25 protein-coding genes are annotated in these 21078 nt (G+C 63.0%); 19 read left to right on the top strand and 6 right to left on the bottom strand.

Annotated features, from left to right (window positions below; genetic code table 11):
- Window positions 1-54 precede the first annotated feature (54 nt).
- The 8 genes from D3227_RS20715 (at window position 55) to D3227_RS20745 (ending at window position 5490) form a co-directional block, all read left to right on the top strand.
- Window positions 55-762: a metal-dependent hydrolase gene (locus tag D3227_RS20715; RefSeq protein WP_120016262.1), complete on the top strand. Its 708-nt coding sequence runs from the start codon at window positions 55-57 to the stop codon at window positions 760-762.
- A 36-nt stretch (window positions 763-798) separates the two neighbouring features.
- Window positions 799-1215 (top strand): hypothetical protein, encoded by a 417-nt coding sequence (locus tag D3227_RS20720; RefSeq protein WP_120016171.1) that lies wholly within the window; start codon window positions 799-801, stop codon window positions 1213-1215.
- A gap of 63 nt (window positions 1216-1278) precedes the next feature.
- Window positions 1279-1845 carry a death domain-containing protein gene (locus D3227_RS42230; RefSeq protein ID WP_208646407.1) on the top strand — a complete coding sequence of 189 codons (567 nt, stop codon included), beginning with the start codon at window positions 1279-1281 and terminating at the stop codon, window positions 1843-1845.
- Window positions 1832-2158, top strand: a complete 327-nt coding sequence (locus D3227_RS42235; protein ID WP_208646408.1) for a hypothetical protein — start codon at window positions 1832-1834, stop codon at window positions 2156-2158. The genes D3227_RS42230 and D3227_RS42235 overlap by 14 nt, the downstream gene beginning before the upstream one ends.
- 88 nt (window positions 2159-2246) lie before the next feature.
- Window positions 2247-2534: an Asp-tRNA(Asn)/Glu-tRNA(Gln) amidotransferase subunit GatC gene (gatC, locus tag D3227_RS20730; protein WP_120016172.1), complete on the top strand. Its 288-nt coding sequence runs from the start codon at window positions 2247-2249 to the stop codon at window positions 2532-2534.
- 6 nt (window positions 2535-2540) lie between these two features.
- Window positions 2541-2999 (top strand): GNAT family N-acetyltransferase, encoded by a 459-nt coding sequence (locus D3227_RS20735; RefSeq protein WP_120016263.1) that lies wholly within the window; start codon window positions 2541-2543, stop codon window positions 2997-2999.
- On the top strand, window positions 2999-4564 hold the full coding sequence (locus D3227_RS20740) for an amidase (RefSeq protein WP_120016173.1): 1566 nt from the start codon (window positions 2999-3001) through the stop codon (window positions 4562-4564). Before D3227_RS20735 ends, D3227_RS20740 begins: the two co-directional genes overlap by 1 nt.
- 128 nt (window positions 4565-4692) lie before the next feature.
- Entirely contained in the window at window positions 4693-5490 is a 798-nt protein-coding gene (locus tag D3227_RS20745) for a YdcF family protein (RefSeq protein WP_120016174.1), read from the top strand.
- Here D3227_RS20745 and D3227_RS20750 read toward each other — a convergent pair.
- A complete protein-coding gene (locus D3227_RS20750; protein WP_120016175.1) occupies window positions 5463-6182 on the bottom strand; it encodes a DUF599 domain-containing protein in 720 nt (239 codons plus the stop codon). The genes D3227_RS20745 and D3227_RS20750 overlap by 28 nt on opposite strands.
- A gap of 181 nt (window positions 6183-6363) precedes the next feature.
- Between D3227_RS20750 and D3227_RS20755 the strand changes: the two genes are divergently transcribed.
- From D3227_RS20755 to D3227_RS20770, 4 genes are all read left to right on the top strand, one after another.
- Window positions 6364-7767, top strand: a complete 1404-nt coding sequence (locus D3227_RS20755) for an L-serine ammonia-lyase (RefSeq protein WP_120016176.1) — start codon at window positions 6364-6366, stop codon at window positions 7765-7767.
- A 94-nt stretch (window positions 7768-7861) separates the two neighbouring features.
- Window positions 7862-8299: a DUF1489 family protein gene (locus D3227_RS20760; RefSeq protein ID WP_120016177.1), complete on the top strand. Its 438-nt coding sequence runs from the start codon at window positions 7862-7864 to the stop codon at window positions 8297-8299.
- A gap of 101 nt (window positions 8300-8400) precedes the next feature.
- On the top strand, window positions 8401-9132 hold the full coding sequence (locus D3227_RS20765; RefSeq protein WP_120016264.1) for a vWA domain-containing protein: 732 nt from the start codon (window positions 8401-8403) through the stop codon (window positions 9130-9132).
- On the top strand, window positions 9132-9830 hold the full coding sequence (locus tag D3227_RS20770) for a DnaJ domain-containing protein (protein ID WP_120016178.1): 699 nt from the start codon (window positions 9132-9134) through the stop codon (window positions 9828-9830). Before D3227_RS20765 ends, D3227_RS20770 begins: the two co-directional genes overlap by 1 nt.
- Before the next feature lie 43 nt (window positions 9831-9873).
- Here the strand turns inward: D3227_RS20770 and D3227_RS20775 are convergent, their stop codons facing one another.
- On the bottom strand, window positions 9874-11271 hold the full coding sequence (locus tag D3227_RS20775) for a D-alanyl-D-alanine carboxypeptidase (RefSeq protein WP_120016179.1): 1398 nt from the start codon (window positions 11269-11271) through the stop codon (window positions 9874-9876).
- 285 nt (window positions 11272-11556) lie between these two features.
- On the opposite strand from D3227_RS20775, the gene D3227_RS20780 reads away from it, so the two are divergent.
- The 4 genes from D3227_RS20780 (at window position 11557) to D3227_RS20795 (ending at window position 15643) form a co-directional block, all read left to right on the top strand.
- A complete protein-coding gene (locus D3227_RS20780) occupies window positions 11557-11886 on the top strand; it encodes a phasin family protein (RefSeq protein ID WP_006205150.1) in 330 nt (109 codons plus the stop codon).
- A 268-nt stretch (window positions 11887-12154) separates the two neighbouring features.
- On the top strand, window positions 12155-12481 hold the full coding sequence (clpS, locus tag D3227_RS20785; RefSeq protein ID WP_023671012.1) for an ATP-dependent Clp protease adapter ClpS: 327 nt from the start codon (window positions 12155-12157) through the stop codon (window positions 12479-12481).
- 6 nt (window positions 12482-12487) lie between these two features.
- Window positions 12488-14956, top strand: a complete 2469-nt coding sequence (gene clpA / locus D3227_RS20790; protein ID WP_120016180.1) for an ATP-dependent Clp protease ATP-binding subunit ClpA — start codon at window positions 12488-12490, stop codon at window positions 14954-14956.
- 69 nt (window positions 14957-15025) lie between these two features.
- Entirely contained in the window at window positions 15026-15643 is a 618-nt protein-coding gene (locus D3227_RS20795; RefSeq protein ID WP_120016181.1) for a chloramphenicol phosphotransferase CPT family protein, read from the top strand.
- Between the two features lie 18 nt (window positions 15644-15661).
- On the opposite strand, the gene D3227_RS20800 is transcribed toward D3227_RS20795, so the two are convergent.
- From D3227_RS20800 to D3227_RS20815, 4 genes are all read right to left on the bottom strand, one after another.
- Window positions 15662-16093 (bottom strand): HIT family protein, encoded by a 432-nt coding sequence (locus D3227_RS20800; RefSeq protein WP_120016182.1) that lies wholly within the window; start codon window positions 16091-16093, stop codon window positions 15662-15664.
- A gap of 106 nt (window positions 16094-16199) precedes the next feature.
- Window positions 16200-17414 carry a GNAT family N-acetyltransferase gene (locus D3227_RS20805; RefSeq protein ID WP_120016183.1) on the bottom strand — a complete coding sequence of 405 codons (1215 nt, stop codon included), beginning with the start codon at window positions 17412-17414 and terminating at the stop codon, window positions 16200-16202.
- A gap of 41 nt (window positions 17415-17455) precedes the next feature.
- On the bottom strand, window positions 17456-18184 hold the full coding sequence (locus D3227_RS20810) for a glycerophosphodiester phosphodiesterase (RefSeq protein ID WP_120016184.1): 729 nt from the start codon (window positions 18182-18184) through the stop codon (window positions 17456-17458).
- Between the two features lie 12 nt (window positions 18185-18196).
- A complete protein-coding gene (locus D3227_RS20815) occupies window positions 18197-18661 on the bottom strand; it encodes a RidA family protein (RefSeq protein WP_120016185.1) in 465 nt (154 codons plus the stop codon).
- A 139-nt stretch (window positions 18662-18800) separates the two neighbouring features.
- Between D3227_RS20815 and D3227_RS20820 the strand changes: the two genes are divergently transcribed.
- The 3 genes from D3227_RS20820 to D3227_RS42775 all read left to right on the top strand — a co-directional run bounded on the left by D3227_RS20820 (window position 18801) and on the right by D3227_RS42775 (window position 21027).
- Window positions 18801-19628, top strand: a complete 828-nt coding sequence (locus tag D3227_RS20820) for a cell envelope integrity EipB family protein (protein WP_120016186.1) — start codon at window positions 18801-18803, stop codon at window positions 19626-19628.
- Between the two features lie 99 nt (window positions 19629-19727).
- The gene (locus D3227_RS20825; RefSeq protein WP_245451817.1) at window positions 19728-20900 is read left to right on the top strand and encodes a lysophospholipid acyltransferase family protein; all 1173 of its coding nucleotides are present in this window, start codon (window positions 19728-19730) and stop codon (window positions 20898-20900) included.
- Window positions 20887-21027 carry a hypothetical protein gene (locus D3227_RS42775; protein WP_245451818.1) on the top strand — a complete coding sequence of 47 codons (141 nt, stop codon included), beginning with the start codon at window positions 20887-20889 and terminating at the stop codon, window positions 21025-21027. The genes D3227_RS20825 and D3227_RS42775 overlap by 14 nt, the downstream gene beginning before the upstream one ends.
- Window positions 21028-21078: the final 51 nt, after the last annotated feature.

Here is a 21078-nt window from a genome sequence, read left to right on the forward strand (position 1 = left end):
ATTCTGCAGGAGGCGTTCTATCTTCCGGCGCAGCAAAAATCGAGGAAGGCATCTATGAAACTGACCTGGTACGGACATTCGGCATTCCGCATCGAAACGGCGGGGGCCAATATCCTCATCGACCCCTATCTGGTCGGCAATCCGTCATGGACGGGCGGCTGGGAAGGGCCGGCGGAAGGGGTCACCCATGTGCTGCTAACCCACGGCCACAACGATCACGTCAGCGGTGCGCTGGAAGTGCTCAAGAAAAGCGGCGCCATGTTGGTCGCGAACTACGAGATCTGCATGTACCTCGTCGGCAAGGGCGCCAGCGGCGACAAGATCAACCCCGGCAACATCGGCGGCACCCTCGATTGCGGCGCCTTCACCACCACCTTCGTCCAGGCCCTGCACTCGTCATCGTTTGGCGGCGAGGGCGGTCAAAACACCTATCTCGGCAATCCGGGCGGGCTCGTCCTGCATTTCCCCGAGGAAAAAACGCTCTACCATATGGGCGACACCGACATCTTCTCCGACATGGCGCTGATCAACGAATTGCACGAGCCGAAGATCGGCATCGTGCCGGTCGGCGACCGCTTCACCATGGGTGGCGCGGTGGCCGCACTTGCCTGCCGGCGCTTTTTTCGCTTCGATACGGTCGTTCCCTGCCATTTCGGCACGTTTCCGATCATCGACCAGACGGCGGAAAAGTTCGTTGCGGGAATGGAGGGATCCGGCGTGAACGTGGCGTTGCCGGGAATCGGCCAGACCATCACTCTCTAGAAAAGCCATCCCGCTCTAGAAAAATGGAATGAAACCATGGTGTTGAAACAAACTCTTTGCGTTTCGATGTTGGTCGCCGCATCTCCGGCGCCTGCCGCCGAGGATTTCATTGAGGGTGTCTATCTTCAGTCGGAGGAGCTTTGCGCCAAGGCCAAGAAAGAGACGCTGCAGAGCGTGATCGACGCCGGCAACATCGTGCTGTCGGCCCACGGCCTGCAAAGCGTCGAATACAATTGCGAATTCCTTCAGGTTACCAAGGCGACGCTCTCGCCAAGCTGGGCGGTCACCGCCATCTGCCAGGAGCCGGGCTTTGTCTTTCCGGATGTCCTTTCGGTCACACAAATGAGCCCGACTCAGATCGACCTGGTTTCAGTCCGCCCGGTCGTCGACGAAAGCGAGCAGGCCGGCAACGGTGGCAGTTACGTGCTGTGCGGCGGCGTGGTTTTGCCTTAGAGCAATTCCAGGAAAGGTTCGCAGCGGTTTTCCGTCCGGAATTGCGCAAAACAAATAGTTTGCGTGAATGCCCCTCGAAAATTTGGCGCAATGATGCGTGGAGCCCCGCGTGAGCCCATGACATTCCTGGAACGGTTGGGCCTGAAACGGTTGGCGTCGGTACCGGGCCAGGAGCGACCGGTCTTCCGCAAACTCGAGCTGCATGTAGCCCATGGCTGCAACCTGTCATGCGAGAGCTGTTCGCATTATTCCAACCATGCCCATGCCGGCATCGTGTCGCTGGAAGATGCCGACCGCTGGATGGGCCTGTGGAGCGGTCGGCGTATCGGTCACGCGATTCTCGCTGCTTGGCGGCGAACCCACCATCCATCCGGAGCTGCCGCGTCTCGTTGGCGTGGTGCGAAACACTGGCCGCGCACCAAAATCGAGATCGTCAGCAACGGCTTCTTCCATCCTTGCCGCCGACCCGATGCGCGCCTGGTCATCTCCGTCCATCACATGGCGGAGGAATATCAACCGGTCTTTGCCCTGTTGCGGGAATGGCGGCGCGACCACGGCGTTGTCGCCGCCTGCGCACAAGAACTGGACCCGGCGCTACGACGGCTTCGGCGACACGATGCTGCCATTTGACGACGGCGACCCGCGCGCCAGCTGGGAGGCCTGTCCGGCCCGCCATTGCAAGCAGGTTCTCGACGGATGTATCTGGAAATGTGCGCCGCTGGCCTATCTGCCGATGCAGAAGGCGAAATACCGCCTCTCCGAGAAATGGGATCCCTATCTCGGCTACCAACCGCCCGAACCTGATTGCTCCCCGGCCGAGCTACAGGCGTTCGCCGCACTCGAGGACGAGGCGGAGTGCGGCATGTGCCCGGCGAAGGAGCGTCTTTTCGAGCTACCTATTCCGCTGCGCCCGCCCAAGCCCCTGGCCATCCCGGCCGTTTAGCAGTTCCAGGCCCGCAGATCCCGCCACGATGCATGTTGCGCGTCACGCGCCGCGCCGCTATAGCGCTGGTTTTCCCGAGGCAACAGAAATGTCCGTTGATCTTCAGACAGTGAAGCGCGTCGCGCACCTTGCCCGCATTGCGGTGAGCGAGGAGGACGCCGAGCGCATGACCGGCGAGTTGAACGCCATCCTTGGCTTCGTCGAACAGTTGAACGAGGTCGACGTCTCCGGCGTCGAGCCGATGACGTCGGTCACGCCGATGGAGATGAAGAAGCGGCGGGACGTCGTCACCGACGGCAGCAAGGCCACCGATATCGTCGCCAATGCGCCGGCGGCCGATGAGAATTTCTTCCTCGTTCCCAAGGTGGTGGAGTAGGTGGCGGTGGCAGTCGAGATCGCCATCGAGACGCCGCTGCAGGACGACGTGCGCGGGCTGGTCGAAGAGCTCAACGCCACGCTGCTCGAGCTGACGCCGCCGGAGCATTGCTACCACCTGACTGTCGAGCAGATGGCCGGAGAGGACACGAGCGTCTTCATCGCCCGCGACAACGGCCTGGCCATCGGCTGCGGCGCGCTGAAGCGCCATGATGGTTCGGTCGGCGAGGTCAAGCGCATGTACACGCGGCCCTCGCATCGCGGTCAGAAGATCGGCGCCAAGATCGTCGAGCGGGTCGAAGCGCTGGCACGCAGCGAAGGGCTGAAGCGTCTGGTGCTGGAAACCGGCGATCGCCATGCCGCCGCCTGGACCGTCTACGAACGCGCCGGCTTCTCACGCTGCGGCCCGGTGCTGGATTATCCCGACTCAGAATGGTCGGTGTTTTACGAAAAGAGCCTTGCCTGATGAGCGACCTGACCCACCTGACGATTTCGCAGGCCCGTGCCAAGCTGCGCGGCAAGGAGATTACCGCGGCCGAGATCACCGAGGCTTACCTCGACGCGATCGAGCGCGCCAATCCGCTGCTCAACGCCTATGTCACCGTCACCGGCAACAAGGCGCGCGATATGGCCAAGGCCTCGGACGCGAAACTGGCCAAGGGCGAGGGCGGCGCGCTGGAAGGCATTCCGCTCGGCATCAAGGACCTGTTCGGCACCGAAGGCGTCCACACCCAGGCCTGCAGCCACGTGCTGGACGGCTTCAAGCCACGTTACGAATCGACCGTCACCGCCAATCTGTGGGCCGATGGCGCCGTCATGCTGGGCAAGCTCAACATGGACGAGTTCGCCATGGGCTCGTCCAACGAGACCTCCTATTACGGCCCGGTGATCAACCCGTGGCGGCGCTCGCGCCTCGACACGGTGGTGATGCCGACGACGCATCAGGGCGATGGCGGCTTTGTCTCGTCCGGCGGCACCAAGACTGCGCGAACGCTCGACAATGCCCAGCTTGTGCCGGGCGGCTCGTCGGGCGGCTCGGCCTCGGCCGTGTCGGCCTTCCTCTGCGCCGGCGCCACCGCGACCGATACTGGCGGCTCGATCCGCCAGCCCGCCGCCTTCACCGGCACTGTCGGCATCAAGCCGACCTACGGCCGCTGCTCGCGCTGGGGCATCGTCGCCTTTGCTTCCTCGCTCGACCAGGCCGGACCGATCGCCCGCGACGTGCGCGACGCCGCCATCCTGTTGAAGTCGATGGCCTCGGTCGACCCGAAGGACACCACTTCGGTCGACCGTCCCGTGCCGGACTACGAGGCGGCGATCGGCAAGCCGATCAAGGGCATGAAGGTCGGCATTCCCAAGGAGTACCGCGTCGACGGCATGCCGGAGGATATCGAGGCGCTCTGGCAGAAGGGCATTGCCTGGCTGAAAGATGCCGGCGCCGAGATCGTCGACATCTCGCTGCCGCACACCAAATACGCCTTGCCGGCCTATTACATCGTCGCGCCCGCCGAAGCCTCGTCCAATCTCGCCCGCTATGACGGCGTCCGCTACGGGCTGCGCGTGCCAGGCAAGGACATCATCGACATGTATGAGAAGACCCGCGCCGCCGGTTTCGGCCGCGAGGTCAAGCGCCGCATCATGATCGGCACCTATGTGCTGTCGGCCGGCTACTACGATGCCTATTATCTGCAGGCGCAGAAGGTGCGCACCCTGATCAAGCGCGACTTCGAGAACGTCTTCGCGGCAGGCGTGGATGTGATCCTGACCCCGGCGACGCCGTCGGCCGCCTTCGGTGTCGCCGACGAGGACATGGCCTCCGATCCGGTCAATATGTATCTCAACGACATCTTCACGGTGACCGTCAACATGGCCGGCCTGCCGGGCATCGCTGTGCCCGCCGGCCTCGACGCCAAGGGCCTGCCGCTCGGACTGCAGCTCATCGGCCAGCCCTTCGACGAGGAAACGCTGTTCCAGACAGCTCATGTCATCGAGCAGGCGGCCGGCACATTTCAGCCGGATAAGTGGTGGTAGGGTCGTTTCTCATCTAGCGCATGACCCCGAAGAATGGAATCGATTTTCGAAAGGATCATGCGCAAAATCAAAGTGTTACAGTGTCCTTTGCGCGTCCAGGGACGCGCGGCGCTGTAATGGGGTGAGGGATGTTCTTCTACCTTTCCAAAATCTTCTGGTTCTTCATCCAGCCGCTCAACCTGGCAATCTTCCTGCTGCTGGCCAGCCTGCTCGCTGCCTTGCTCGGGCGCAGAAAACTGTTCGCCACCGGCAGCGTCCTGGCCTTCCTGATCCTGGCGCTGGCAGCCTGGACCTCGCTTGGCGCCGTGCTGCTCAATCCGCTTGAAGAGCGCTTTCCCAAGCCGCTGCTGCCGCAAAATGTCGACGGCATCGTCGTGCTCGGCGGCGGCTTCGAGGGCGCCATCAATCTGGTGCGCGGCGGCTACGAGCTGAATTCCGGCGGCGACCGCATGGTCGAGACGGCAATCCTTGCCCGGCACTTTCCCGATGCGAAAGTTGTCGTTTCGGGCGGCACGGGCGAACTCTTTCTTGACGGCGAGGGCGATGCCGAGACTGCACCCCGCCTGCTTGGCGCGCTCGGCGTCGTGTCCGATCGCCTGATCCTCGAGAACAAATCCCGCAACACCTACGAGAACGCCGTCTTCACTAGAGAATTGGTGACGCCGAAGCCTGGCGAGACCTGGCTGCTGGTGACCTCCGCCTTCCACATGCCGCGCGCCAAGGCGCTGTTCGACAAGGCCGGCTTCGCGACCATTCCCTGGCCGGTCGACTACCGCACCTCGGGCAAGGAGGGCGTCGGCATGTTCCGCGACAACTCGGCGGATTCGATACAGACGACCACCATTGCAATGCGCGAATGGATCGGCCTGTTCGCCTACTGGCTATCGGGTCGGATCGATCAGCCGTTTCCGGCGCCCGGCGGCTGACCGATCACCGCGTGTCTGGCGGCCGAGAAGAACTGGCGGCGCACCAGCACCGCAAGCAAGAGCAGCGTCGACAGCACGAACACGATCGGGTCTACGAACCAGCCGAGATAGGCGATCGAGAAGAAGACCCCGCGCAGGCCGGAATTGAAATGCTTGCCGGCCAGCATGTTCATGCGCGCCGCACGCCAGACCGCTGTTTGCGTAACCGGATTTCGCGCAGCTTCACCATGCGGAATCGGCACGCAGCCGATCAGGATCGAGCAATAGTTGAACAGGCGGTACGCCCAGCCGAACTTGAAGAAGGAAAAAGCCAGGATCAGCACCAGGCAGAGCACCTTCATCTGGAAGGCCGCGCGCGACGAGGTCGTGCCGAAGGGCAGGTCGCTCAGCACCGACAGAACCTGATCCGAGGCGCCAAGCAGCGCAAAGCAGCCGCCGAGCGCTATCAGCGAGCTGGAGGCGAAGAAGGCGGTGCCCTGCTGCAGGCCGCTCATGATGGCGGTATCGACGATGCGGATCTCGCGCTCGGCCATGGTCCGCATCCAGGTCTCGCGCTGAGCGTTCATTGCAGTCGTCAGCGACACGCGGCTGACCAGCCTGCCGTCGGAGGCAAGCGTATGCAGCACCCAGACGACCAGGAAGAAGGCCAGCGCCGAGAGATCGGCCGTCGACAGGTGGAAGGAATCGCCCATGCGCCCTTTTACCACAAGCAAAGCCGCCTCTTCGATGGGCGAGCACGACGATGTCGCTGCAGGAGCATACAAGGTCGGCACGCGCTGCGCCGCGATTGTCAAAACAGCGGAAACATCATGAGAATTCCTATATGTAGGTTTCAAAGGGTCCAGGTTTCAGAGGGCCAGGAGACAGCGCCGCGTGTTCCTTTCGGTTTTCGACCTGTTCAAGATCGGCATCGGCCCGTCGAGCTCGCACACGATGGGGCCGATGACGGCCGCGCGTCGTTTTCTCGACGAGGTCGCCGGAGACGACTGGCCGCGCCCGGCCGGCGCCAGGGTCGACCGCATCGCCGCCAGCCTGCACGGTTCGCTCGCCTATACCGGCATCGGCCACGGTTCGGACCGCGCCGTGGTGCTGGGGCTGGCTGGCGAAACGCCGCAGACAGTGGACCCCGATCAGGCTGACGGCATTGTCGCCCGTATCGCTGCCGAAAAGCGAGTCTCGCCGCCCGGACACCCGTCCTATCGCTTTGACCCGGCGACAGATCTGGTGCTCGACAAGAAGACGCCGTTGACCGGTCACGCCAACGGCATGGCCTTCTACGCTTATGACGCCAGCGATCGCCTGCTGCTCAAGCGCATCTATTATTCGATCGGCGGCGGCTTCGTCGTTTCCGACGAAGAGTTGCAGCGGATGAAGGCCAAGGGCTCGGTGACGACCGAAGGCAAGAAGGTGCCTTACCCCTTCAAGAATGCCGTCGAAATGCTTGCGATGGCCGGCAGGAGCGGGCTTTCCATCGCCGAGATGAAGCGCGTCAACGAGGAGACGCAGATGTCGCGCGAGGAGCTCGACAGCGGCCTCGACGCCATCTGGAGCGCCATGAAGGGCTGCATCGATCGCGGCCTGTCGCAGGACGGCATCATGCCCGGCGGGCTGAAGGTGCGCCGCCGCGCGCGGCAACTCCACGACAAGTTGCAGGAACAATGGCAGCAGAATCGGCCCAACCCGCTGCTCGCCAATGACTGGCTGTCGATCTATGCCATGGCGGTCAACGAGGAGAACGCCGCCGGCGGCCGGGTCGTCACCGCGCCGACCAATGGCGCGGCCGGCACATTGCCGGCGGTGCTGCGCTACTGGCTGCATTTCCATCCCGAGGCCGACCAGGCGAGCATCCGCGACTTCCTGCTGACGGCGGCGGCCGTAGGCGGCATCATCAAGACCAACGCTTCGATTTCGGGCGCCGAGGTTGGCTGCCAGGGCGAGGTGGGTTCGGCCTCGGCGATGGCGGCAGCCGGCTTGTGCGCCGTCATGGGCGGCACGCCGGAGCAGGTCGAGAATGCCGCCGAGATCGCGCTCGAACACCATCTCGGCATGACCTGCGACCCGGTCGGCGGACTGGTGCAGGTACCCTGCATCGAGCGCAACGCGCTAGGTGCGGTCAAAGCGGTGACCGCCGCCTCGCTGGCCATCAAGGGCGACGGCGTTCATTTCGTGCCGCTCGACGCGGCGATCGAGACCATGCGGCAGACCGGTCTCGACATGAACGAGAGGTACAAGGAGACCAGCCTTGGCGGTCTCGCCGTCAACGTGGTGGAGTGCTGAGAGCCCTCTGCCACAGTAGGTATCTGTGGATTGCCACTGTGGAGAAGTCGGGCAGGGCCGTTGACGCATTCGCCTGTGACACTAACCTTAGGCGATGGCTCTCAATCTCCTAAAACTTTGCGTCGGCTGCGACAGCGTCGAAGATCTGGAAGAGTGGATCGCCTTTCGTCTCGATGAGCGCCGCCGCGCCGGGGAGCCGGCGGATCACTGGCATACTACCCGCATGGTGCCGACGCGCGGCGACGAGGTCACCGACGGCGGCTCGCTCTACTGGGTGATAAAGGGCAATGTTCAGTGCCGGCAGCTGATCACCGAGATCCGGCCGTTCACCGACGACGAAGGCATCGGCCGCTGCCATCTCATGCTCGACCTGCAAGTCGTGCGCACCGACTGGCAGCCGCGCCGCGCTTTCCAGGGCTGGCGCTACCTGAAGCCGTCCGATGCGCCCGCCGATCTCGGCAAGGGCAAGGCCGCGATTGCCGAGATGCCGCCGAAACTGCGGCTCGAACTGGCCGAACTCGGCCTGCTTTAGTCAGCCATCCTGGAACTGCTTCTCCTACCCGGCCGTGCTGGCCCTTCATGTCGCCTGTGATGGGACTTGCAAGCGCTGCCATCGCGCCACATCTTGATCTCATGAGCGACAACAAGCAGCCCGTGCCCGCAAAGGCCGATACTGCGCCGGTCAAACCTCAATCAAGCGCCGGCGAGATCGATGCCTTCATCCGTCAGGCGAAGACCCTTGCCGAGTCCGCGACTGGTGCAGGCCGGCTGATCCTCTCCCTCGACGCGACGATGAGCCGGCAGCCGACCTGGGATCTGGCGAATGCGCTGCAGGGCGAGATGTTCGATGCGGTCGGAAAGGTCGGCAGCCTCAGCGTCCAACTGGTCTATTTCCGCGGGCTTGGAGAATGCCGCTCGTCCGCTTTCGTCACCGACACCAATGCCTTAAAGCAGCTGATGATCGGCATCGAATGCCGTAGCGGCAACACCCAGATCGGCAAGGTGCTCGCCCATGCGCTGAAGGAGACCGCGAAGGCCAAGGTCAATGCCCTTGTCTATATCGGCGATGCGATGGAAGAAAACCCCGACGATCTGGCCGACAAGGCCGCCAGCCTCGGTCTGCATGGCGTTCCGGTCTTCGTCTTCCAGGAAGGTCATGATTCCGGCGCAGAAAAGGCGTTCAAGGAAATTGCGCGGCTGTCCAAAGGGGCTTGGTTCCGATTTGATCGGCGGGCCGCCGCGACCCTGGCAGGACTGCTTTCGGCGGTCGCGATGTTCGCGACAGGTGGGCTGAAGGCGCTGGAAGCCAGAGGCAGTCCGGGAGACCGGCTGTTGATCGAGCATTTGCGGGGCAGCGGGAGCTGATGGGCGCAATCATCGCACTTGTTGCACTGGTTCTGGTGCTTTTTGGCGTCGCGTCGATTTTCGTGCGCGCCGATCCAGCAAAGGTTGCGGATGGTTTGAAGACGCTGGGGCCGGTTCTTCTGGCACTGGCCGGCGCGGCCGTCCTTGTCGCGGGCCGCGGCGGCATCGGCGGCATGATGCTGGTTGGGGCGGCCGCCTGGTATGGTTCGATGCGGATGGGGCGGCGGACATCGAAACCGGCGGCGGCAAAGCGTTCGACGGTGCGCACCGCGGCGCTGGAGATGGAGCTCGATCACCACACCGGCGGGCTGGAAGGCCTCGTGCTGGCCGGGCGCCACGAAGGCAAGATGCTTGGCGCGATGGGGCTGGCAGAATTGCAGCAGCTCTACCGCGAACTCCCGGGCGATCCCGAGAGCCGCCAGTTGCTAGAGACGTATCTTGACAGCAGGTTTCCCGTCTGGCGCAAAAACGCTGAGCCGGACGGTGGCGAAGGGCTGGGTGTTGCGCCAGGTGCGGGCGCCATGACTAAGGAGGAGGCCTACAAGATCCTTGGTCTTGAAGCGGGGGCCGCCGCGGCGGATGTCCGCAAGGCGCACCGCCGCCTGATGCAGCGCCTGCACCCCGATATCGGTGGCACGTCGTTCCTTGCGGCGCGCATCAATGAAGCCAAGGACGTCTTGCTCTCCAACCACAATTAGTCTCCTTCGACGCAAAAATTTCCCGGGAGAATCCAGCACCGTCCTACTGTTGGACGGCGTAGCACGCGATTTTCTTCTTCTTCAAAGCACTGCAGGCGTTCCAGGCGGCATTCTTTGAACCGAAGCCGCCGAACCTGGCGCGGTAGTAGGTCACCCCGTCCTTGTCGAAGGCGACAGTGAAGCCGGCCGCATCGGCCAGGACCTTGGGCGCCTGCTTGCTCGTCTTGTCGAGGAAGGCCTGGGCTTCGGACTGCTTTGGCGAGGAGGCGACCTGGATCGCCCAGCCCGACGGCACCGAGGCAGTGTTGACCGGGTCGACCGCTGGCGCGGGCGCCGGCTCGGCATAGGCGGCGACTTGCGGCGCGGGAACCTCGGTCGCGGCTGCGACGGCGACAGTCTTGACCTTCTTGATCTGGACGACAGGCGCGGTCTCTTCAACGACCGGCGCGGTCTCGTCCGCCGAGGCAACCGTAGCATCCTCTTCGACCGCCGGCTTTTCATCCGGAGTCGGCGCATCGTGCTTCGGCAGGAACACCTTGGTCAGCGCGCGGATCGGACTGTCGCCGCCGGCCTTGGCGACCAGGGCGCCGCCGCCACGGGTCGACGCCCTTGGCATATAGGCGTTGATCAGCCCGGCCATCTGGTTATCACGGCTGCGGCCCGAGCTCCCCCCCATGACGACGGCGACGAGGCGGCGGTTGCCATCGGAAACCGACGAGACGAGGTTGAAACCGGAGGCGCGGGTGTAACCGGTCTTGATGCCGTCGACGCCCTTGATGCGGCCGAGCAGTCGATTGTGACCGTTGATACGCTGGCGGCCATAGAGGAAGGAGCGCTGCGAGAAATAGCCGTAATACTGGGGGAAGTGCTCCCTGAGCGCTATGCCAAGCATCGCCATGTCGTGGGCGGTGGTGAACTGGCCGGGATCCGGCAGGCCGTTGGCGTTGCGGAAGACAGTGCCGTTCATGCCGAGCGCGCGCGCCTTGGCCGTCATCATGCGGGCGAAATCGGACTCGCTTCCGCCAAGCAGTTCGCCGAGCGCGGTCGCCGAATCATTGGCCGACTTGGTCACCATCGACAGGATTGCCGTCTCCACCGAAACCGCGCGGCCGGCTTTCACACCCAGCTTGGTCGGCGGCTCGGCCGCGGCACGGGCCGAAAACGGCACAGGCGTGTTCTTGCTGATCCGACCTTTGGCCAGTGCCTCGAAGGTCAGATAGAGCGTCATCATCTTGGTCAGCGAGGCGGGGTAGCGCCGGCCGTTCGCGTCGGACGAATAGAGCACCTTGCCGGTCTTGGCATCGACGACGATGGCTGCCGACTTGGCCGCCATCGACGAGGCGGCGTCACCGACGACGACCGCCATCGCCAAAGCGACGATCATGATCGCCTTGAGAGAGATTGAGGATTTGGAGACGAAGCCCGACCACGCCTGACGCACTGATACTTCCCTTGAATTTCATTGCCTTGGAGGCGGCAAAGGGACCTGCCTCGCTTCCGGCCAAACTACCGCGGTCGGCGTTACCAATCCGTTTATGGTAACCGCCGCGTTCACCATTTTCTTGGCGTTTGAGCCTCCCTTTATTCGAATCTTAGCCATTGCCGGCGCAGCGGCGCCTGCAAAACAGGCAAAAACTTGACTTTTGTGCAGCGCACAATATATTCATCGTGCATTGCACAAGGGCGCCCGGGGCTAAAGGGCGTTTCAACCAAAGGGAAACGTGAAATGACCCAGACCTATGAGGACTTCAGCAAATACGGCAAAGAGTTTGCCGACACCGGATTGAAGAGCTTCGCTTCCCTCTCGAAGGGTGCGCAGGCGATCGCCACCGAGGCTGGCGAGTACACCAAGAAGAGCTTCGAAGCCGGCAGCGCCGCGTTCGAGAAGCTGTTTTCGGCCAAGTCGCTGGACAAGGCGATCGAGATCCAGTCCGACTACGCCAAGCAGAGCTACGAGAGCTTCGTCGCCGAAGCCACCAAGATCGGCGACCTCTATGCGGAGCTCGCCAAGGAAGCCTACAAGCCGTTCGAATCGATCGTCGCCAAGGCGAAGTAATTTCGCCCGACGGCACTGAAAAACGGCCTGCGGCCCTGCAGGACAGACCCGGTCGCGGATGCGCGGCCGGGTTTTTTCATGCCCGGTTCAATTCCGGGGCCTCACGATTTTCAAAATCGCTCAAGTTTGCCCACCTAGCCATATTGTCAGCTAACCAGAAGGGCTTAAAATCGTCCATCGAACACCTACATGTCGAACTCGCATGGGGATTCGAAAGAGGCAGGACTACGTGACGATCGGTTTGACTGCCACGGCAGGCGTGGTGCGGATGCAAAGTGACGGTGACGGCAACGAGGCCGGTCGCGGCACTGCCGTCATCACGCGCACTAAAACCAAGACCAAGAAGCCCAGCCTTTACCGGGTCCTCATCCTCAACGACGACTACACGCCCATGGAGTTTGTGGTTCACGTCCTGGAGCGTTTTTTCCAGAAGGACCGCGAAGCCGCCACACGCATCATGCTTCATGTTCACAATCATGGAGTGGGCGAGTGCGGGGTCTATACATTCGAGGTGGCCGAGACCAAAGTGTCCCAGGTCATGGATTTTGCACGACAGAATCAGCATCCGCTGCAATGCGTGATGGAGAAGAAGTGAGGTAACATGCCGGCTTTCTCCCAAGGCCTGGAAAAGGCGCTTCACCAGGCGCTGACGCTCGCCAATGAGCGGCACCATGAATATGCAACGCTCGAACACCTGCTGCTCGCGCTGATCGACGACACCGAGGCGGCCGCCGTCATGCGCGCCTGCAACGTCGATCTCGACGAGCTGAAGCACACCGTTCTCACCTACATCGACACCGAGCTCGACAACCTCGTCACTGGCTACGACGAAGACTCCAAGCCGACCGCCGGTTTCCAGCGCGTCATCCAGCGCGCCGTCATCCACGTGCAGTCGTCCGGCCGCGAGGAAGTATCCGGCGCCAACGTGCTCGTCGCCATCTTCGCCGAGCGCGAGAGCCACGCAGCCTATTTCCTGCAGGAACAGCAGATGACCCGCTACGACGCGGTCAACTACATCTCGCACGGCATCGCCAAGCGCCCGGGCGCCTCGGAGAGCCGCACCCCACGCGGCGCCGATGACGAGCAGGGCGGCCCGAACGGCGCCGAGCCGCAGGAGGAGAACGGCAAGAAGAAGCAGCAGCAGGACGCACTGACGGCCTATTGCGTCAACCTCAACAACAAGGCCAAGGCCGGCAAGATCGACCCGCTTATCGGCCGCGAGAGCGAGATCAACCGCACCATCCAGGTGCTGTGCCGCCGTTCCAAGAACAATCCGCTCTATGTCGGTGATCCTGGCGTCGGCAAGACGGCGATCGCCGAAGGGCTGGCCAAGCGCATCGTCGAAGGCGATGTGCCGGAAGTGCTGCACAACGCCACCATCTTCGCGCTCGACATGGGCACGCTGCTCGCCGGCACCCGCTATCGCGGCGACTTTGAGGAGCGGCTGAAGCAGGTCGTCAAGGAGCTCGAGGATTATCCTGGCGCCGTGCTGTTCATCGACGAGATCCACACCGTGATCGGGGCAGGGGCGACGTCGGGCGGCGCCATGGATGCATCGAACCTTCTGAAGCCAGCGCTGTCGACCGGCGCCATCCGCTGCATCGGCTCGACCACCTACAAGGAGTTCCGCCAGTTCTTCGAGAAGGACCGCGCGCTGGTGCGGCGCTTCCAAAAGATCGACGTCAACGAGCCGACCATCGAGGACGCCATCGAGATCATGAAGGGCCTCAAACCCTATTTCGAGGAGTTCCACAAGGTCCGCTACACGAGCGAGGCGATCAAGGCCTCGGTCGAGCTGTCGGCGCGCTACATCAACGACCGCAAGCTGCCGGACAAGGCGATCGACGTGATCGACGAAACCGGCGCCTCGCAGATGCTGGTGCCGGAGGCCAAGCGCAAGAAGACCATCGGCATCAAGGAGATCGAAGCGACGATCGCCACCATGGCGCGCATCCCGCCGAAGACGGTTTCGGCCGACGACGAGAAGGTGCTGCAAGGCCTCGACATCGAGCTGAAGCGCGTCGTCTACGGCCAGGACACAGCGATCACCGCACTGACCTCGGCGATTAAGCTGGCGCGTGCCGGCCTGCGTGAACCGGAAAAGCCGATCGGCTCTTACCTGTTCTCAGGCCCGACCGGCGTCGGCAAGACCGAAGTCGCCAAGCAGCTTGCCGCCTCGCTCGGCGTCGAGCTGATCCGCTTCGACATGTCGGAATATATGGAGCGCCACACTGTCTCGCGGCTGATCGGCGCGCCTCCCGGCTATGTCGGCTTCGACCAGGGCGGCCTGCTGACCGACGGCGTCGACCAGCATCCGCACTGCGTGCTGCTGCTCGACGAGGTCGAGAAGGCGCATCCGGACCTGTTCAACATCCTGTTGCAGGTCATGGACCACGGCAAGCTGACAGACCATAACGGCAAGCAGATCGACTTCCGCAATGTCATCCTGATCATGACCACCAATGCGGGCGCATCCGATGCGCAGCGCGCGGCGATCGGTTTCGGTTCGACCAAGCGCGAAGGCGACGATGTCGAGGCAATCAACCGGCTGTTCACGCCGGAGTTCCGCAACCGTCTCGATGCGATCATCCCGTTCGGCTCGCTGCCGATACCGGTCATCCATCAGGTGGTGCAGAAGTTCGTCATGCAGCTGGAAGCCCAGCTGTCCGAGCGTGGCGTCACCTTCGACCTGTCGCCGGACGCGATCGCCTGGCTGGCCGACAAGGGCTATGACGAGCGCATGGGCGCACGTCCGCTCGGCCGCGTCATCCAGGAGCACATCAAGAAGCCGCTGGCCGACGAGGTGCTGTTTGGCAAGCTGAAGAAGGGCGGCACGGTGCGCGTCACCGTCGAGAAGAAGGAAACCGGCGAGACCGGCCTGAAGCTCGAATCGCTGGCCGACGAAGCGCCGGTGAAGCCCAAGAAGGAGGAGCCGGACGAGGCGCCGAAGGTACGCAAGACCGTGGCGAAGAAGCCGGCCGCGAAAAAGGTGGTGGCGCAGAAGCCGGAGCCGAAGGGCAAGGACGGCGGCAAGCGCAGCCTGGTGCCGCAACTGCCGCGCAAGGGCTGACAAGCCTCCGAGTCTAATGGTCAAAAAGCCCCGGAAACGGGGCTTTTTTCGTTGGTAGGAGGATACCACGTGGAACTCGGGCAAATCATCGTTCTGAACGGCGCGCCGCGATCGGGAAAATCGAGCATTGTCCAGGTGATCCAGGAGACGTTCGACGGCGCCTGGATGAATCTGGGCGTCGACGTTTACGCACGGATCACGTCGCCAAGCTATCGTCCCGGCATCGGCCTGCGTCCCGGCGGAGAGCGTCCCGATCTCGAAAAGTGCCTACCCCAATTCTACGCCGCGCTCTACGAATCGATTGCCGCCCACAGTCGGTCGGGGCTAAATGTCGTCGCCGATGTCGGTCATCACGACGCCTATTCGAAGCCACTCAACATCCTTGCCGATTGCGCCCGGCGGCTCGCCGGCCTGCCGGCGCTTTTCGTCGGTGTTCGCTGCCCGATCGAGGTGATCCTCGAAAGGCGCGCGCGGACGTCCGCGGAGGGCTATGTGGCGGCATCGCGTGACGATCCGGCACCGCTGCCGGTCCGGCTCTGGCAGGAGGCGGTCCACAAGCCAGGCCTCTACGATCTGGAGGTCGATACGTCGCAGCTCAGCCCGGCGCAGTGCGCACAGGCAATCCTGCAACAGCTGGGCACGCAGCTGACTGCCTTTCAGAGACTGGCGCAATCGCCAGCTGGCTGAACTTCGGTCGCGGCCGGCTCAGATTCCCAGCGCCGCCCGGATCTTGCCGGCGTTCTCCACCAGCACCTCCGGCTTCTCCATCTGTCCGGAGTGCGGCTTCAACGGGATGCCTTCGAAGCGCGGAATGACATGGACATGCAGGTGGTAGACGCTCTGTCCCGATGCCGGTTCGTTGAACTGCAGGATTGTGACGCCATCGGCGGCGAAGGCTTTTTTGACCGCCAGCGCAACCTTCTGCACAACCGCAAGGAGCGGACCGAATGTAGCCGCATCGGCGTCGAGCAGATTGCGCGACGGCGCCTTGGGCACCACCAGCGTATGACCCGTCCCTTGCGGCATCACATCCATGAAGGCGACGACGGCGGCATCTTCATAGACGCGGTGCGAAGGAATTTCGCCGCGCAGGATCTTGGCGAAGATGTTGTTGGGATCGTAGGTGGCTTCAGCCATGGCGAGCGCTCCAGATCATGCTGTACCGCCTCGTGTACCGAAGCCTGTTTGACAGGGCAAGGCAGTCGGACGAGGTCGATCATGCCGCCTCATCTAGCAAGCATTGCTATTCCTGGAGGTCCTTGCGGAACGGCGTGTGGTCTTCGAGATATTCGCCCATGCGCTCGACTTCGCGGCGTTCCCGCCTGAGATAGTCGGCCACCGCGTTGCGCAGGCCCGGGTGCGCGATGTAGTGCGCCGAATGCATGGTCACCGGGCGGTAGCCGCGCGCCAGCTTGTGCTCGCCTTGCGCGCCGGCCTCGACCACCTTCAGCTTGCGCGCGATGGCGAAGTCGATCGCCTGGTGGTAGCAGACCTCGAAATGCAGGAACGGGTGGTCCTCGATGCAGCCCCAGTTGCGCCCGTAGAGCGCATCGGAGCCGATGAAGTTGATGGCGCCGGCAATGTAGCGTCCATTGCGTTTGGCCATGACCAGCAGGATGTCGTCGGCCATCCGCTCGCCGATCATCGAGAAGAATGCGCGGTTGAGGTACGGCCGGCCCCATTTCCTGCTGCCGGTATCCATGTAGAAGGCAAAGAAGTCGTCCCAGGCCTTTTCGGTCAGGTCCTTGCCGGTCAGCCAGTCGATCGAGATGCCGTCGGCAAGCGCCTCGCGCCTTTCCTTCTTCATCGCCTTGCGCTTGCGCGAGGCAAGCGTGGCGAGAAAGTCGTCATAGGTCGAAAAGCCTTCATTGAAGAAATGGAACTGCTGGTCGGTGCGATGCAGGAAGCCTGCGGCCTCCAGCGTCACGACGTCGCTCTCCGTGGCGAAAGTGACATGGGCGGAGGACACGCCGAGCTTGTCGGTCACCATCTTGAGACCCGCGGCAAGACCGGCCTTCACCGTGTCTTCGTCTTCACCCTTGCCGACCAGCAGACGAGGGCCGGTCACCGGCGTGAACGGCACAGCACTTTGCAGCTTGGGGTAGTAGCGACCGCCGGCGCGCTCGAAAGCATCCGACCAGCCATGGTCGAAGACATACTCGCCCTGGCTGTGCGACTTCAGATAGCAGGGCACGGCGCCAAGCAGCCTGCCTTGCGCGGTCTCCAGTCTGAGATGATGGCCTTGCCAACCGGTGCGCCGCGCGGCGCAGCCGGACTCCTCAAGTGCGCTCAGAAAAGCGTATGAAACGAGCGGGTTGTAGCCATTGCCTGCATCGCCGCGCGTGGTGCCCGCAAAGCCATCCCACTCATCGCAGGTGAAGGCGCCGATGCCGGCGGCGACACGGATCGAAAACTCCGCATTCGCCGTTTGCCCATCGCCTTCGTCACCCTGATCCATGAGGCTTATTTAAGCTCCCTATGGGGCCGCGCAAGCCTGGATCACGCCACCTTTACGAGATCGGGTTCAAAACCCTCGAATGTCATCTGGTCGGCGTATCTGAAGGTAAGGTCCACCGCCGGCTGGTCATGCACGGTCCAGGTGATGACAGGCATTTTCAGCCGCTCGCGCACGAAACTGACGAACGGGTTCGGCAGGTCGCCTGCGGCATAAGAGGTGAAGGCGATGTCATGCGCCAGCATCGAGAAATGCGCTTCGATCAGCTGGTTGTCCTTGCCATAGGCTGTCAGTCCGCCGGGGATGCCGGCCGCGTGTTTCGGAAAGTCGCGGATCAGCCAGTGGTCGAACGACATGATCGCGGCTTTGCCCCTGTAGCGCCTGAGCATCTTGCCGACGCTCTCCACCAGGCCTTGGTCGTGACCGGGAACGCCCTTCAGTTCGACGACCAGCGGCACGCGGCCGTCGACCAGATCGAGCGCCTGCTGCAGCGTCGGCACGTGGTCCGATGTGCCGCCGACCTTGAGCGTCGTCAGCTCGGCGGCCGTGCGCTGCCAGACGATACCGTCCTGGCCGGTCAGCCGCTTGAGGTCGCCGTCATGGATGACGACGGGGGTACGGTCCGACGACAGGTGGACGTCGCATTCGATCGCATAGCCGCGCTCGGCGGCGGCGGCGAAGGCCGACAGCGTGTTTTCCCAACGCGCCTTGTTCATGTCATGGAAGCCGCGGTGCGCGACAGGGCGGGCCGTCAGCCAGGAAAGATCGGTCATGTTGCGCCTGCTCTATTCGACTTCGAAGATCGCTTCGATTTCCACTGCGGCATTAAGCGGCAGCGAGGCCGTGCCGACGGCCGAGCGCGCATGCTTGCCGCGCTCGCCGAGCACCGCGACCAAAAAGTCGGAAGCGCCGTTGGCGACCAGATGCTGCTCGACGAAATCCGGCGCCGATGCGACGAAGACGGTGATCTTCACCACGCGGCGGATTTTCTCGAGATCGCCGAGTGCCGCCTTGGCCTGCGCCAAAATGTTGATCGCGCAGTATTTTGCACCCTCCTTGCCGGCCGCCGTATCGACGTCGCGGCCAAGCAGGCCGCTCGCCTGCAGCTTGCCGTCCTTGAGCGGCAATTGCCCGGCGGTGAACAGCATGTTGCCGGTTCGGCAATAGGGTACGTAGTTGGCGGCGGGCGCTGCAGCGACGGGAATCGTCACGCCGAGATCGCTTAGCCGCTTTTCGATTGTTTCACTCATCGTATTTCCCTATTGCTTGACGACGCCGCGCGGGCCGGGCCGAAATTGCTATTTTTGCCTCGCTTCCGCCATGACTTTTTTTAAGCTGGACCATCTTTCCCTGCGGCACTGCCATCAGCCGCGACGATTGGAGCACCATATGCGCGCAACGCGCCTTGCCTTCCACGCCGTCCTGCTGCCAACGCTCTTCTCGATGGCTCCAGCCTTTGCCGTGCCGGCCCTGCAGGCGCATCGCGCCGTCTACGATCTCACCTTGAGCAAAGCCTCCGATCGCTCGGGAATCACCGGCATATCGGGCCGCATGGTCTATGAGTTCAACGGTTCGCCCTGTGAGGGCTATACGGTCAAGTTCCGCTTCGTCACCCAGATCGTCACCAACGACAACACCAGGCTGACTGACCAGCAGACGACCACCTTCGAGGATGCCGAGGGCAAGACCTTCTCCTTCGTCACCAAATCCTTTGTCGACCAGAATCTCGACAAGGAGGTCAAGGGCACCGCGACGAAGGAGGCCAAGGGCCTAAAGGTCGATATCGACAAGCCCGAAAAGAACAGCCTGGAGCTCGCCGCCACGCAGTTCCCAACCCAGCATCTGGTCGAACTGATCGGCAAGGCCGAAAAGGGTGAAAATTTCTACGAAACCAATCTTTTCGACGGCTCGGAAGACGCCAACAAGGTGATGACCACCACCGTCATCGTCGGCAAGAAGGCCGACGGCGACAAGGCCGACCCGGAAGCGCCGGCGCTGGCCAAGCTTGCCGGCGACAAATACTGGCCGGTCGACATCGCCTATTTCGACGACACCGACAAGACCGGCGAAGAGGTGCCGGAATACCGGATCAGCTTCAAGCTGCACGAGAACGGCATCACCCGCGACCTCACCATGGACTATGGCGAGTTCTCGATGACCGGCAAACTGGTCAACCTCTCCCTGTTCGACCAGTCGAAGCCCTGTCCGGTGAAATAGCCCCACCCCGCTTGAGTTAACCACGACCTGGCGATCGACTTGAACGCGCCGCAATCGGGCCCCAGCTTTCCCTTCAAGCATATTCGGGGGGAGTGCAGCTTGAGTAGGATAGACGTGTTCGTGGCGCCGAGGCCCAATCCGGCGCTGATCAGGGTCATGACGGTCTTCAACCGGATCGTCATGCTGCGCGGCGTGCCGGGGTTTCGCGATCTCTTGCCCTTCAACCGGCTGGCCGGACTGCGCGGTGTCGCCAATGTTCGCCATATCGATTTTCCAGACGTTGACCGGGATCGGCTGAAAGCCTGCTGCGGCGCCGGCAAGGCAACGTTCATCACGCCCAACCATCCCGAGTTCTTCACAGACTGGATGATCGACAAAGAGATCGTCTCGCAGGTCAGCCCGCTCGCCGCGTCCTGGGCCACGCACGGTGTCGTCAACGGGCTCGGCCGGCTGATGCAGAAATTCTGGTTGGCTAACAATCTAATCGCCCAGATCCCCGGCAACAGCCAGGCTGCCAAGGAACACTCGGTCGCGTGGGCGCTGCAAGGACACGGCGTGCTCCTGCATCCGGAAGGCAGCGTCGGCTGGCACGGCAATATCGTCGCGCCGCTGCTTCCGGGCGCCATCGAGATGGGGCTCGAGGCGCTGAAGCGCGGCCGCGCCACGGCTGCCGATTTCAAGGTCTGGGTCGCGCCGGTGGTCTGGAAGCTCGCTTTCACCGGGAATGTCGAGCCTGCGCTGGCAAAGGAATGCACCTATGTCGAGCGCAGGCTGGGGATCGACCGCCGCTCTGCCGATACGCTGCCGGAGCGTGTCCACCATATCTATTCGACACTGTTGACTCGCGATGTGGCCGCCTCGGGGATGGTGTCCGACCGGCGGCTCCCGTACGACGTGCTGCAAAAGGCATTGCTGGTCGATCTGCGCCACCGGCTCGGCGCGGTCATTTCGGCCGACACCACCATCAGCGACATCGCCGAGCTGCTGCGCCTGTCACGCCGTTGGCTGCGCGAAAACGCCAGCGACGCCGAGAGATCGAAAAAGGTCCGCGCGCTTACCGAGACGATCCAGCGCTTGCAGCGGGTCGGGCCTTGGGCGGCAATCAGTCCGACAAGTCACGCAGGAGGAGATCGCCGAGCATCTGAAGCGCATCCGCAACGACTATTGCAAGGGCAGGCTGCGCGATACGCTCAACCGCTTCATTCCGCAGCCGGCCGGACCGCGCTGTGCCCACATCCGCGTGCCGGAACCACTGGGCTTGCACGCCTATGAAAGCTCGGCCGACGAGGCGCTCGACGAATTGCGCTCGCGTATGCAAGAAGCCATCAGCGGCGTCGTGGCCGGTATCCAGGCAAGCGGCGGCTTCATTTCCTATCCGAATCCCTTCTATCATCGCTGAGGCTGGAAGTCGGGTTGATGCCATGGCTGCCTTAGCGAAATCGGGAGTGCG

It is taken from the genome of Mesorhizobium waimense, from assembly GCF_003601975.1.
Taxonomy (GTDB): Bacteria; Pseudomonadota; Alphaproteobacteria; order Rhizobiales; family Rhizobiaceae; genus Mesorhizobium; species Mesorhizobium waimense.